The organism is Geodermatophilus sp. SYSU D01106 (genome assembly GCF_054049995.1).
On record NZ_JBJGYM010000017.1, the window covers coordinates 52,382 to 64,939 of the forward strand.

Below are 12,558 nucleotides of genomic sequence, written 5' to 3' on the forward strand. Positions count from 1 at the left end.
GGGCGCCCGCCGCCACCTGCCCTAGGCTCGGCGACCACCATGGCGCGCCCGCTCACCCTCCTCCTCGTCCGCCACGGCCAGAGCGAGTGGAACGCCGCCGGGCTCATGCAGGGCCAGACGGCGCACGTGCCGCTCACCGAGCTCGGGCACCGGCAGGCGGCCGGTGCCGCCCGCGAGCTGGCCGCGCTCCGGCCCGGGGCGATGCTGTCGAGCGACCTGCGCCGCGCCGTGCAGACCGCCGAGCACTGCGCCGACGCCACGGGCCTGTCCTTCACCACCACCCCCGCGCTGCGCGAGCAGGGCTACGGCGTGCTCGAGGGCCGCCCGTCGCGCGAGCTGTGGGACGTCGTCGACTGGACCGACCCGCACTGGTCCGCCGAGGGCGGGGAGAGCCTGGCGCAGCTGCACGCGCGGGTCGGCGGCCTGCTGGCCGGGCTGACGGCCCGCCCGCCGGCCGACGTCGTCGCGCTGGTGACCCACGGCGACACCATCCGGGCCGCGCAGGCGGTGGTGGCGGGGCTCGGCCCCGCGGAGATGCCCGCGGTGACGCCGCACAACGGCACGGTGACGCGCCTGGAGCTGCCGGCGGTGCCGGCCGCGTGAGCAGGGTGCTCGTGCTCGGCGGCTCGCGGTCGGGCAAGTCCGCGCACGCCGAGTCGCTGGTCGCCGGCCGGGCCGACGTCGTCTACCTGGCCACCTCCGCCCCCGCGCCGGGCGACGAGGAGTGGGCGCGGCGGGTCGCCGAGCACCGGGCCCGCCGCCCGGCCGGCTGGGCGACGCTGGAGACGACCGCGCCGAGCGACCTGCTGCGCGGCGGCACGGTGCTCGTCGACAGCGTGACCACCTGGGTGGCCGCGCTCATGGACGAGACCGGCGTGTGGACCGACGAGCCCGGCGCCCTCGACCGGCTGGCCGGGCGGGTCGACGCGCTGGTCAACGCCTGGGCGATGACGCCGGCGCACGTGGTGGCGGTCAGCGACGAGGTGGGCCTCGGGGTGGTGCCCGAGTCGCGCGCCGGCCGGCTGTTCCGCGACACCCTCGGCGAGGTCAACCAGCGGCTGGCCGGCACCGCCGACGAGGTGTGGTTCGTCGTCGCCGGGCTGCCGCAGCGGCTGCGGTGACGACGCCGCCGGAGCAGCCGACGGAGCAGCCGCCGGGCAGCCGGCCGCGGTGGGCCGGCCCGCTGGAGTCCGCCGCGCTGCTGACCGTGCTGCGGGTCCCCGCGGCGGGGACGACGTCGACGCGAGGCGTACTGCCGTGGGCGCCGCTGGTCGGGCTGGTGCTCGGCGGGGCCGCGGCCGGTGCGGGGGTGCTCGGCGCACACCTGGTGTCACCGCTCGCCGGTGCCGTGGCGGCGCTCGCCGTGCTCGCCTGGCTCACCCGGGCGCTGCACCTCGACGGCCTGGCCGACACCGCCGACGGGCTCGGCCCGCTGCGCGGCCGGGAGCGGGCGCTGCAGGTGATGCACCAGGGCGACGTCGGCCCGTTCGGCGTGGTGACGCTCGTCCTCGTGCTGCTGCTGCAGGCCGCGGCCGGCGCGGCGCTGCTCGGGGTGGACGGCGGCTGGGTCGCGCTCTGGGCCGCGGTCGTGGTGGCCCGGCTGGCGATGGCGCGCACGGGCCTGCCCGGCGTCGCGACGGCGGAGGGTTCGGCGCTGGGCCGGGCGGTCGCCGGCACGGTCTCGGTGCCGTGGTTCGCCGGCTGGGTCGGACTGGTGCTCGCCGGCGCGGCCGGTGCGGGCTGGGCGGCCGGCGGGCCGGGGACCGCGGCGGCGCTGGCCGGCGCGACGGGAGCGGGCCTGCTCGCGGCCGAGGCCGTGCGCGCCCGCGCGACGGCCCGCCTCGGCGGGGTCACCGGCGACGTGATGGGGGCGATGGGCGAGGCGGCGGCGACCGTCGTGCTGCTGGTCGCCGCCGCCGGGTGGTGACGTGCTGGAACGGCCCCGCTGCAGGGTCCCGCCGCGAGCGTGCGAGCGGTGGGGGGAAGCGGGGTCCTGCGTCAGCGCCGGCCGGTCAGCGAGCCGAGCAGGCGGCCCAGCCCGCCCGACGCCGCGGTGGTCGGCGCGCCGCGGCCCATCCGGCGGCTCGGGGTGCCCGTCGCCATGCGGGTGCGGCCCATGCCGCGGCCGGAGGCCATGCCCCGGCCGGTGGTCGCGCGGCCCGCGGCGGCGCGGCCTCCGGCGGCTCCGCGACGAGCCGTGGTCTCAGCAGTGCCCAGGAGTCGGTTGAGGATGCCCATGAGCGTCCGGTACCCGGCCGGGACTGCGGACCGCATCGTTCATGAACCCGTACCGCGCGCCGTCACCCTCCGCGATCGGACCGCCTCAGGCCGGCGCACCCGACTGGGCCGGGGTCTCGCCGCCCTCGAGGTCGCCCTCCGTGTCGAGGTAGGCCTGCCGCAGCCCGGCCAGCAGCTCCGGGTCCGGCTCGGCCCACATGCCGCGGTCGACCGCCTCCAGCAGCCGCTCGGCGATCCCGTGCAGCGCCCACGGGTTGGACCGCTCCATGAACTCGCGGTTCTCCGGGTCGAGCACGTAGGTCTCGGTGAGCTTCTCGTACATCCAGTCGGCCACCACGCCGGTCGTGGCGTCGTAGCCGAACAGGTAGTCGACGGTCGCGGCCAGCTCGAAGGCGCCCTTGTAGCCGTGCCGGCGCATCGCCGACAGCCACTTCGGGTTGACCACCCGGGCCCGGAACACCCGCGAGGTCTCCTCGGTCAGCGACCGGGTGCGCACCTGCTCGGGCCGGGTCGAGTCGCCGATGTAGGCCGCGGGCGCACGCCCGGTCAGCGCGCGGACCGTGGCCACCATCCCGCCGTGGTACTGGAAGTAGTCGTCGGAGTCGGCGATGTCGTGCTCGCGGGTGTCGACGTTCTTCGCCGCCACCGCGATCCGCCGGTACGCCGCCTCCATGTCCGGCCGCGCCTGCACGCCGTCGAGGTCGCGGCCGTAGGCGTAGCCGCCCCACACCGCGTAGACCTCGGCGAGGTCGGCGTCGCCGCGCCAGTCGCGGGAGTCGATGAGCGAGAGCAGCCCCGCCCCGTAGGCGCCGGGCTTGGAGCCGAACACCCGGGCGGTGGCCCGCCGCCGGTCGCCGTGCCCGGCGACGTCGGCGTCCACGTGGGCCTTCACGTAGTTGTCGTCGTCGGACTCCGAGGAGAGCCCCGCCACGAGCGTCACGGCGTCGTCGAGCATGGTCACCACGTGCGGGAAGGCGTCCCGGAAGAAGCCCGAGATGCGCACGGTGACGTCGATCCGCGGCCGGCCGAGCTCGGACAGCGGCACCGCCTCCAGCGACGTCACCCGCCGCGACGCGTCGTCCCACACCGGGCGGACGCCGAGCAGCGCGAGCACCTCCGCGACGTCGTCGCCGGAGGTCCGCATCGCCGAGGTCCCCCACACCGACAGCCCGACCGAGCGCGGCCACTCCCCCGTGTCGGCGCGGTAGCGCTCGAGCAGCGAGTCGGCCATCGCCTGGCCGGTCTCCCACGCCAGCCGCGAGGGCACCGCGCGCGGGTCGACCGAGTAGAAGTTCCGCCCGGTCGGGAGCACGTTGACCAGCCCGCGCAGCGGCGAGCCCGACGGCCCGGCCGGCACGTAGCCGCCGTCGAGGGCGTGCAGCGTGGCGTCGAGCTCGTCGGTGGTCCGCTCCAGCCGCGGCACCACCTCGTCGACGGCGAACCGCAGCACCGCCGCGACGCCCTCGTCCTCCCGCCCGAGCACCTCGCGCACCACCGGGCCGACGGCGCCGATCGTCCAGCCGGCGTCCTCCATGCCCGCGACGAGCGCCTCGGCCCGCGCCTCCACGGCGTCGGTGGCCGCGCGCCCGGCGGTGCCGTCCTCGGTCAGCCCCAGCGCCTCGCGCAGCCCGGGCAGCGCCACCGCGCCGCCCCAGATCTGCCGCGCCCGCAGCATCGCCAGCACCAGGTCCACCCGGTCGGAGCCCGACGGCGGGACGCCGAGGACGTGCAGGCCGTCGCGGATCTGCGAGTCCTTGATCTCGCAGAGCCAGCCGTCGACGTGCAGGATCATCTCGTCGAAGTGGTCGTCCTCCGGCCGCTCGGCCAGCCCCAGGTCGTGGTCGAGCTTGGCGGCCTGCAGCAGCGTCCAGATCTGCGCCCGGACGGCGGGCAGCTTCGCCGGGTCCATCGCCGCCACGTTGGCGTGCTCGTCGAGCAGCTGCTCCAGCCGGGCGATGTCGCCGTAGGAGTCGGCGCGGGCCATCGGCGGCACCATGTGGTCGACGAGCGTGGCGTGCGCGCGGCGCTTGGCCTGCGAACCCTCGCCCGGGTCGTTGACCAGGAACGGGTAGACCAGCGGCAGGTCGCCGATCGCGGCGTCGGGCCCGCAGGAGGCCGACAGCCCGACCGTCTTGCCCGGCAGCCACTCCATGTTGCCGTGCTTGCCGACGTGCACCAGCGCGTGCGCGCCGAACACCGACCGGAGCCACCAGTAGGCGGCCAGGTAGTGGTGCGAGGGCGGCAGGTCGGGGTCGTGGTAGATCGCGATCGGGTTCTCGCCGAAGCCGCGCGGCGGCTGCACCATCACGACGACGTTGCCGGCGCGCAGGGCCGCGAACACGATGGCGGGGCCGTCGGCTCCGGAGTCGTCCACGAACAGCGAGCCGGGCGCCTCCCCCCAGTGCTCGACCATCGCGTCGCGGAGGTCCTGCGGCAGCGTGTCGAAGAAGCGCTGGTACTCCGCGGCCGGGATGCGCACCGGGTTGCCCGACAACTGCTCCTCGGTCAGCCAGTCGGCGTCCTGCCCGCCGGCGGCGATGAGCGCGTGGAAGAGCGCGTCGCCGTCGAGGTCGGCCACGCCGGGCAGCGCGCCGGGCCCGTCGAACGGGCCGATGTCGTAGCCCTGCCCCTGCATCGCGGCCAGCAGCCGCACCACCGACGCCGGGGTGTCCAGGCCGACGGCGTTGCCGATCCGCGCGTGCTTGGTCGGGTAGGCCGACAGCATCAGCACGACCCGGCGCTGCTCCGGCGGCGTGTGCCGCAGCCGGGCGTGCGCCACCGCGGTGCCGGCCACCCGCGCCGCCCGCTCGGGGTCGGCGACGTAGTGCGTCAGCCCGTCGGCGTCGGTCTCCTTGAAGGAGAACGGCACGCTGATCAGCCGGCCGTCGAACTCGGGGATGGCGACCTGGTTGCCGACGTCGAGCGGCGAGAGGCCGTCGTCGTCGGCCAGCCACTCCGCGCGCGGGCGGGTGAGGCACAGCCCCTGGACGACGGGCACGTCGAGCGCGGCGAGCTGGCCGACGTCCCAGGCGCCGTCGTCGCCGCCGGCCTGCGCGGTGGCCGGGCGGGAGCCGCCCGCGGCGAGCACCGTGACGACGAGCGCGTCGGCGGTGCGCAGCACGTCGAGCAGGTCGGCCGGGACGCTGCGCAGCGAGCTGACGAACACCAGCAGCGCCTGCCCGCCGGCGTCCTCGACCGCGGAGCACAGCGCCTCGACGAACGCGGTGTTCCCGGCCAGGTGGTGGGCCCGGTAGTAGAGGACGGCGATCCGCGGGCCGTCCCCGCCGCGCGCCGACCGCTCGAGCACGCCCCAGTCCGGCGCCACCGACGGCGGCTCGAAGCCCTCGCCGGTGAGCAGCACGGTGTCGGAGAGGAACCGGTGCAGCTGCACGAGGTTGTCCGGCCCGCCCTGCGCCAGGTAGCCGTGCGCCTCGGTGGCCACGCCCATCGAGACGGTGGACAGCTCCATCAGCTCGGCGTCGGGCACCTGCTCCCCGCCGAGGACGACGACCGGCGCGGGGCCGGCCAGCAGGGGCGCGAGCATCTCCTCGTACTGCCGCCGCACGCCGAGGATCCGGACGACGACGAGTTCCGCCCCCTCGGTCAGCGCCGCGATCCCGTCGGCGCCGAGCCGGACGGGGTTGCCCAGCCGCCAGTCGGCGCCACTGGCGCGGGCGGAGAGCAGGTCGGTGTCGCTGGTGGAGAGCAGGACGAACACGCCGCTTCCTCACTCGGGGTCCGCGCCCCGGGTCGTCGGGCACGGCAGCCGGAGTGTCTGGCTCCCCCGGTCGCCCGGGGTCACAGTGGCGGGACCGCGCCGGGTTTCCACCGGCTTCCTGCACGCACTGCCGTGATGGGGCGACGGTACCGCCCGGCCGCCGGGCGCCCGGCACCTCCAGCCGGGCACGTCTAGCCGAGCCGGGTCAGCACCGCCGCCCGCAGCCGCAGGTACTGGTCGGCCGCGTAGCCGGGCAGCCCGGGCGGCCGGGCGACGACGCGCGGCGCCTGCACCGTCTCGGTGGGTGTGAACTGCCCCAGGGTGAGGTCGACCTCCCGGCCGTCGGGCAGCCGGTTCCACCAGTGCACGCCCTGCCGGGAGCCGTCGGGGTACAGCACCTCGGCCAGCAGCAGGTCCCCGCCGAACAGGTCGTGCAGCAGCAGGGCGGTGGGGCCGCACTGCCCGCGCGCGGGGTTGCCCGGCGTCCAGTCGGCCACGTCGGCCGGGTCGCAGGTCTCCCGGCACCAGGCGGCGCGGACGGCGGCGGTCACCTCGTCGAGCGTGGGCACGGGCGGCACCCTGCCAGCCGGGGACGACGCGGGGACGACGCGCTCAGCGCAGCAGCAGGCGCTCGACCGCACCGGGCAGCCAGTCGGCGTAGCGCTGCGGCGGCCAGCCACAGCCGCGGATCAGCCGGGACTGCGTCGCCGGGGAGAAGACCGACCAGAAGACGTCGACGGCGGACTCCAGGTCGAGGTCGTCGCGCAGGTCGTCGGCGAACGCCCGCACGAGCACGGTCATGTCGGCGCGGCGGCGGCGCTCGTACTCCGCGTAGGGCCCCGCCACCTCCGGGTCGGCCGCGGCCGCCGCGGCGAAGGCGTCCTGCATCGCGAGCGTGCCGGCCGCACTCTGCGACGCCAGCCGGTGCAGGGCGGCGAGCCGGCCTGCCCGGTCGGGCGCGGCGAGCAGGTCGGCGAACGGCCCGAGCTCCCGGACGGCGCGCTCGTCGTCGGAGCCGACGAGCGCCCGGTCGACGCAGGCCAGCAGCAGCGCGGCCTTCCCGCCCTGGGCGAAGACCGTGGGCACCGAGACGCCGGCCGCCTCGGCGACCTCCCGCATGGTCGTCGCCGCGTAACCCCGTTCCAGGAAGCAGCGGGTGGCCGCCTCCAGCACCTGGACGCGCGTGCGCCGGGCCTGCTCCTGGCGCAGATCGGAGCGGTAGACCCTCTTGCCCTCCGTCACCGGTCCACCATACCGTGCCGCTGTTCATCTGACCGGCACTCAACCGAAAGGACTCCCGGTGACCACCACGCACCCCGTGCAGATCCGCCTCGAGGGCCAGGCCGCCGCCCCCGACGGCCCCATCGACCTCGTGGGCATGTTCGTCATGCACCGCGGCTTCCGGCGCGACCTCGAGGCGTTCGCCGCCGTCGTCCCGGCCGTCCCGGTCGCCGACCGGGCCCGCTGGCGCCGGCTGTCCCGCCGCTTCGCCCGGTTCGCGCGCTACCTGCACGCCCACCACTCCGGCGAGGACGCCGGGCTGTGGCCGCTGCTCGCCGAACGCGGCGCCGACCCGGCCGTCCTCGACGCGCTGGAGGCCGAGCACGCGGGCATCGACCCGGCGCTGGCCGCCGTCGCCGCGGGCCTGCGGGAGATGGCCGCCGGCCGCGGGGACGCCACCACCCGCGCGGAGCTCGCCGAGCAGGCCGTGGCGCTGCGGGACGGGCTGGCCGCCCACCTCGCCCACGAGGAGAGCGACGGCATGGAGCAGGTGCAGCGGCACCTCACGCCGGAGGACTGGGACCGGCTCGAGCGCGAGGTGTTCTCCAAGGAGTACCGCCCGCACGAGATGCTCGGCGCCCTCGGCTGGACGGTGTCGGCCATCCCCGACGACGTCGTCGGCCGCCTGCCCGTGCCGCACCCGGCGATGCTCGCCGTCGCCCGGTTCCTCGGCCGCCGCGCCGCCCGCGCCGACGCCCGCACGTTCGGGACCGCCCGGTGACCGCTCCCCTCTCCCGCGCCGACCGGGCGGCCACCGCGCTGTCCCGCCACGTCGCCGCGCTGCACACCGCGCTGCTGCGCCGCACCGGCGGGCGGCTGGGCAACCGGTTCCGCGGCGGCGACGTCGTCCTGGTGACCTGCCGCGGCCGGGTGTCGGGGCAGCCGCGCACGACGCCGCTGCTGCACGTGCGCGACGGGGCGGACGTCGTCGTCGCCGCCTCCAACGGCGGCATCGACGCCGAGCCCCAGTGGTGGCGCAACCTGCAGGCCGACCCGCGCGGGGAGGTCGAGGTCCGCGGCCGGCGGTGGGCGGTCACCGCGAGCGAGGTCGACGACGCCGACCGGCCCCGGCTGTGGGCGGCCCTCTCGGCCCGCTTCGACGGGTACGACGGCTACCAGGCGAGGGTGTCGCGCCGGATCGCCGTGGTGCGGCTGTCCCCCGCGGACTGAGCGGTCAGGCGGGCACCGGCTGCCCGAACTGGGTGCGGTACAGCTCGGCGTAGCGGCCGCCGAGGGCGAGCAGCTCCTCGTGGCGGCCGCGCTCGACGACCCGGCCGTGCTCGAGCACGAGGATCTGGTCGGCGGCGCGCACGGTGGACAGGCGGTGGGCGATGACGATCGCCGTCCGCCCGTCCAGCGCCTCGTCCAGCGCCTCCTGGACGGCGGCCTCGCTGGTGGCGTCGAGGTGCGCGGTGGCCTCGTCGAGCAGCACCACCCGCGGGCGGGCGAGCAGCAGCCGGGCGATGGTCAGCCGCTGGCGCTCGCCGCCGGAGAAGCGGTAGCCGCGCTCGCCGACGACGGTGTCCAGGCCCTCGGGCAGCGCCCGCACCAGGTCCCCGAGCCGCGCCCGGTCGAGCGCGTCGAGGAGCTCCGCGTCCGTCGCGCCGGGGGCGGCGAGCCGCAGGTTGTCCCGCAGCGACTCGTGGAACAGGTGGCCGTCCTGGGTGACCAGGCCGATGGTGGCGCGGATCGAGTCGGCGGTCAGGTCGCGCACGTCGACGCCGCCGAGCCGCACGGCCCCGGCGTCGACGTCGTAGAGGCGCGGCAGCAGCGCGGCGATCGTGGACTTGCCGGCGCCGGAGGAGCCGACGATCGCCAGCACCTCGCCCGGCCGCACGGTGAACGAGACGTCGTGCAGCACGTCGATCCCGCCGCGGCCGTCGAGCCGGGCGACGTCCTCCAGGGAGGCCAGCGAGACGCGGTCGGCGGCCGGGTAGGCGAAGGTGACGCCGTCGAGCTCCACCGCGACCGGTCCGTCGGGGACGGCGACGGCGCCGGGCCGCTCGCGCACCAGCGGGACCAGGTCGAGGACCTCGAAGACGCGCTCGAAGCTGACCAGCGCCGAGGCGACGTCGACCCGCGCGCTCGCCAGGGCGGTCAGCGGCGCGTAGAGCCGGGTGAGCAGCAGGGCCAGCGCGACGACGGCGCCGGGGTCGAGGTCGCCGCGCAGCGCGGAGGCGCCCCCGACGCCGTAGACCAGGGCGAGCGCCAGCGCCGACACCAGCGTCAGCGCGCTGATGAACGCCCACTGCACCATCGCCGTCCGGACGCCGACGTCGCGCACCGCCCGCGCCCGCGCGGCGAACCGCGCCGACTCCGCCGAGGGACGGCCGTAGAGCTTGACCAGCGTGGCGCCGGGCGCGGAGAAGCGCTCCGTCGTCTGGCCGGTCATCGCCGCGTTGGCCTCGGCGGCCACCCGGCGCAGGTCGGCCAGCTGCGCGCCGATCCGGCGCGCGGGCAGCAGGAACACCGGCAGCAGGAGCAGCGCGAGGACCGTCACCTGCCACGACAGCGTGAGCATGGCGACGAGCGCGAGCAGCAGCGTCACGGTGTTGCTGACGATCCCGGACAGGGTGTCGCTGAAGGCGCGCTGGGCCCCGAGGACGTCGTTGTCGAGCCGGGACACCAGCGCGCCGGTGCGCGTGCGGGTGAAGAAGGCCACCGGCATCCGCTGCACGTGGTCGAACACGGCGGTGCGCAGGTCGAGGATCAGTCCCTCGCCGAGCGTCGCCGACAGCCACCGGCCGAGCAGGCCCAGCGCCGTCCCCGCCAGGGCGAGGACGGCGATGAGCAGGGCCAGCCGGACGACGGTGCCGGTCTCGCCACCGTCGACGATCGCGTCGACCACGCGCCCGGCCAGCAGCGGCGTGGCGACGGCGAGCACCGCCTCGACGACGCCGACGGCCACGTAGGCGGTGATCCGCGCGCGGTGCGGGCGGGCGTGGGTCAGCACCCGCCGCAGCGTCGCCCGGCTGATCGCCCGCCGGTCGGACCGCGCGTGGGAGGCCCGCGAGAGCGCCGACCACGCCGTCATCTCCATGCTCACGCGGCGACGCTAGGACCTCAGGTCGACTTCAGGTCAACCTCTTTCCCGGGTTCAGCAAGGACGGTCGGCCGCCGGTCCGGCGAGAACGGTCAGGCGGCGCCCAGGGCGTCGGCCATGCGGTGGTGCGGCACGGCCTCCTCGCCGCGGCTCTGGCGCTCGAGCGTGCGGGCCAGCGCGCGGCGGGCCCACCCGTTGGCGGGCGCCAGCGCGACGAGCCGGCGCAGCGCGTCCTCGGAGCGCTGCAGCTGCGCCGAGCCGAAGTAGCTGCGCGCCAGGAGCTCCAGCGCCGCCTCGTTGCCCGGCTCGGCCGCCACGAGCGGCTCGAGGATCCGCGCGGCCTCGACCGGCTGCCCCATGGAGAAGAACAGGTCGGCGCGCAGGTAGTCGGAGTGCAGGTCGGTCTCGAACGGCTGGGTCACGCCGGCGGAACGGCGCGGGGCCCTCCGGTCTTCCCGGCGGCGACACGCCCGGCGGACAAACGGACGAGGAAGGACGGAACCAACTGCATCCGGACACCACCGAGTTGGGAACAACCGGTGTCAGCAGACCTCCGTCCCGAGGGAGCACGACCATGGCCCTGTCGCTGCACCGCCACCGGACCGCCGACCGCGCACCGGCGGCCACCCGCCCGCAGACCCCACCGCGCGAGCCGGGGGGAACGGGGAACCGCGTCCTCGTGGTCCACCGCACCGGCGCGTTCGTCGTCGCCGGGGTCATCGCCCTGTTCGGCGTCCTCGGGCTCGCCAACGGCCTGGACTTCTTCTCCACCGACGGCGAGCGCGTCCTGGGGCTGTCCTCCAACGGCCTGCTGTCGACCATCTCGCTGGTCACCGCCGCGGTGCTGGTCTTCTCCGCCTTCCGCAGCCCGCGCACCGCCTCCACGGTGATGATCGTCATCGGTGCGCTGTTCCTGGTGTCGGCGCTGGCGAACCTGGCCGTGCTCAACACCGAGCTGAACTTCCTGGCGTTCGGCCTGAGCAACGTCGGCTTCTCCGTCGTCGCGGGCCTCGTGCTGCTGTTCGTGGGCACCTACGGCCGGGTCAGCGGCCACCTGCCCCCCGACAGCCCCTACGCCCGCGAGCGCGACGACGAGGTGCCGCCGGTCCCGGCCGACGAGTACCCCTCGACGCCGGCCGAGTTCGCCGCCGAGCGGGCCATGCGCGAGGCCGAGGTCGCCGTCGTCCAGCACGTGGCCTCCTTCGAGCAGCGCCGCCGCGTCGACGCGATGGCGAAGGTGCAGACCCGCAAGGAGCGCCGCGAGGTCTGGATGTCCTTCGACCGCGCCCGCCGCGACGCCTGAACCCGCGGGGACCGGCACGATCCCCGCGTGACGGTCCCCCTCTCCGCCTGGCCCACCCCGCTGCACCCGGCGCCGCGGCTGTCCGCGGCGCTGGGTCTCGCGCCCGGCGACCTCGTCGTCAAGCGCGACGACCTGACCGACCTCGGCGGCGGCAACAAGGTGCGCAAGCTCGAGCACCTCGCCGCCGAGGCGGTCGACGCCGGCGCGACCGTCCTGGTCACCTCGGGCGGCGTCCAGAGCAACCACGCCCGCATGACCGCCGCGGCCGCGGCGAGGCTCGGCCTGCGCGCCGTGCTGGTGCTGGGCGGCGAGCCGTCGGCGCAGCGCCCGGGCAACCTCGCCCTCGACGCCGCGCTCGGCGCCCGCGTCGTCGTGGTGCCGGACCCGGCCGCCGTCGAGGAGCGGGTCGCGGCGGTGGCCGCGGAGCTGCGGGCCGGCGGCGAGGTGCCCGCCGTCCTGCCGCTCGGGGGCTCGTCGGCCACCGGCGCCCGCGGCTACCTCGCCTGCGCCGCCGAGCTCGAGGAGCAGGCGCCCGGCGCCCGGCACGTGGTGGTGGCCGTCGGGTCGGGCGGCACGATGGCCGGCCTGGTCGCCGGGCTCGGCGCCGACCGGGTGCTCGGCGTGGACACCGGCGCGGTGCCCGACCCCGCCGAGCGGGTGGCCGGGCTGGTGACGGCGATCGGCGGGTCCGCGCAGGGGCTGCGGCTGCGCCGGGACCAGGTGGGCGACGGCTACGGCGCCCGCACCGACGCCGCCGTCACGGCGCTGCGCACCGCCGCCCGCACCGAGGGCCTGCTGCTCGACCCCGTCTACACCGCCAAGGCGCTGGCCGGGCTCGCCGCCGCGGTGGCCGACGGCTCGATCCGCCGCGGGGAGCGCACGGTGTTCGTGCACACCGGCGGGCTGCCGGGGCTGTTCGGGCACCCGGTCGCCGCGGAGCTGGCCGGTGAGGTGGTCCCGGCGTCGTAGCCTCGC

The 12,558-nt window shown here is 76.7% G+C and carries 13 protein-coding genes and 1 riboswitch; of the genes, 7 read left to right on the plus strand and 6 right to left on the minus strand.

The window, feature by feature from the left end:
- The first annotated feature begins 39 nt into the window (after nucleotides 1-39).
- Genes ACI78R_RS17085 through ACI78R_RS17095 form a run of 3 tightly spaced genes read left to right on the plus strand, consistent with a single transcriptional unit; the run spans nucleotide 40 to nucleotide 1,927 of the window.
- Entirely contained in the window at nucleotides 40-603 is a 564-nt protein-coding gene (locus tag ACI78R_RS17085) for a histidine phosphatase family protein (protein WP_073418298.1), read from the plus strand.
- Nucleotides 600-1,121 (plus strand): bifunctional adenosylcobinamide kinase/adenosylcobinamide-phosphate guanylyltransferase, encoded by a 522-nt coding sequence (gene cobU, locus ACI78R_RS17090; RefSeq protein WP_073418296.1) that lies wholly within the window; start codon nucleotides 600-602, stop codon nucleotides 1,119-1,121. The genes ACI78R_RS17085 and cobU overlap by 4 nt, the downstream gene beginning before the upstream one ends.
- Entirely contained in the window at nucleotides 1,118-1,927 is an 810-nt protein-coding gene (locus ACI78R_RS17095) for an adenosylcobinamide-GDP ribazoletransferase (protein ID WP_457041585.1), read from the plus strand. Before cobU ends, ACI78R_RS17095 begins: the two co-directional genes overlap by 4 nt.
- A 71-nt stretch (nucleotides 1,928-1,998) precedes the next feature.
- Here the strand turns inward: ACI78R_RS17095 and ACI78R_RS17100 are convergent, their stop codons facing one another.
- From ACI78R_RS17100 to ACI78R_RS17115, 4 genes are all read right to left on the minus strand, one after another.
- Nucleotides 1,999-2,136, minus strand: coding sequence for a hypothetical protein (locus ACI78R_RS17100; RefSeq protein WP_245794239.1), 138 nt, complete (start codon nucleotides 2,134-2,136; stop codon nucleotides 1,999-2,001).
- A 187-nt stretch (nucleotides 2,137-2,323) separates the two neighbouring features.
- On the minus strand, nucleotides 2,324-5,956 hold the full coding sequence (cobN, locus tag ACI78R_RS17105) for a cobaltochelatase subunit CobN (RefSeq protein ID WP_457041586.1): 3,633 nt from the start codon (nucleotides 5,954-5,956) through the stop codon (nucleotides 2,324-2,326).
- Between the two features lie 52 nt (nucleotides 5,957-6,008).
- Nucleotides 6,009-6,076: riboswitch (cobalamin riboswitch) on the minus strand.
- Between the two features lie 71 nt (nucleotides 6,077-6,147).
- On the minus strand, nucleotides 6,148-6,525 hold the full coding sequence (locus ACI78R_RS17110; RefSeq protein WP_457041587.1) for a YunG family protein: 378 nt from the start codon (nucleotides 6,523-6,525) through the stop codon (nucleotides 6,148-6,150).
- Nucleotides 6,526-6,568: 43 nt separating this feature from the next.
- Nucleotides 6,569-7,198 (minus strand): TetR/AcrR family transcriptional regulator, encoded by a 630-nt coding sequence (locus ACI78R_RS17115; protein WP_457041588.1) that lies wholly within the window; start codon nucleotides 7,196-7,198, stop codon nucleotides 6,569-6,571.
- Between the two features lie 58 nt (nucleotides 7,199-7,256).
- Between ACI78R_RS17115 and ACI78R_RS17120 the strand changes: the two genes are divergently transcribed.
- Nucleotides 7,257-7,958, plus strand: a complete 702-nt coding sequence (locus ACI78R_RS17120; protein WP_457041589.1) for a hemerythrin domain-containing protein — start codon at nucleotides 7,257-7,259, stop codon at nucleotides 7,956-7,958.
- The gene (locus ACI78R_RS17125; RefSeq protein ID WP_457041590.1) at nucleotides 7,955-8,407 is read left to right on the plus strand and encodes a nitroreductase family deazaflavin-dependent oxidoreductase; all 453 of its coding nucleotides are present in this window, start codon (nucleotides 7,955-7,957) and stop codon (nucleotides 8,405-8,407) included. Before ACI78R_RS17120 ends, ACI78R_RS17125 begins: the two co-directional genes overlap by 4 nt.
- 4 nt (nucleotides 8,408-8,411) lie before the next feature.
- On the opposite strand, the gene ACI78R_RS17130 is transcribed toward ACI78R_RS17125, so the two are convergent.
- Together ACI78R_RS17130 and ACI78R_RS17135 are read right to left on the minus strand one after the other, a co-directional pair.
- On the minus strand, nucleotides 8,412-10,277 hold the full coding sequence (locus ACI78R_RS17130) for an ABC transporter ATP-binding protein (RefSeq protein ID WP_457041622.1): 1,866 nt from the start codon (nucleotides 10,275-10,277) through the stop codon (nucleotides 8,412-8,414).
- Nucleotides 10,278-10,372: 95 nt separating this feature from the next.
- Nucleotides 10,373-10,702 carry a tetratricopeptide repeat protein gene (locus ACI78R_RS17135; protein WP_245794238.1) on the minus strand — a complete coding sequence of 110 codons (330 nt, stop codon included), beginning with the start codon at nucleotides 10,700-10,702 and terminating at the stop codon, nucleotides 10,373-10,375.
- Nucleotides 10,703-10,854: 152 nt separating this feature from the next.
- On the opposite strand from ACI78R_RS17135, the gene ACI78R_RS17140 reads away from it, so the two are divergent.
- Nucleotides 10,855-11,583 carry a DUF4383 domain-containing protein gene (locus ACI78R_RS17140; protein ID WP_457041591.1) on the plus strand — a complete coding sequence of 243 codons (729 nt, stop codon included), beginning with the start codon at nucleotides 10,855-10,857 and terminating at the stop codon, nucleotides 11,581-11,583.
- A gap of 27 nt (nucleotides 11,584-11,610) precedes the next feature.
- A complete protein-coding gene (locus ACI78R_RS17145) occupies nucleotides 11,611-12,552 on the plus strand; it encodes a pyridoxal-phosphate dependent enzyme (protein WP_457041592.1) in 942 nt (313 codons plus the stop codon).
- Nucleotides 12,553-12,558 lie beyond the last annotated feature (6 nt).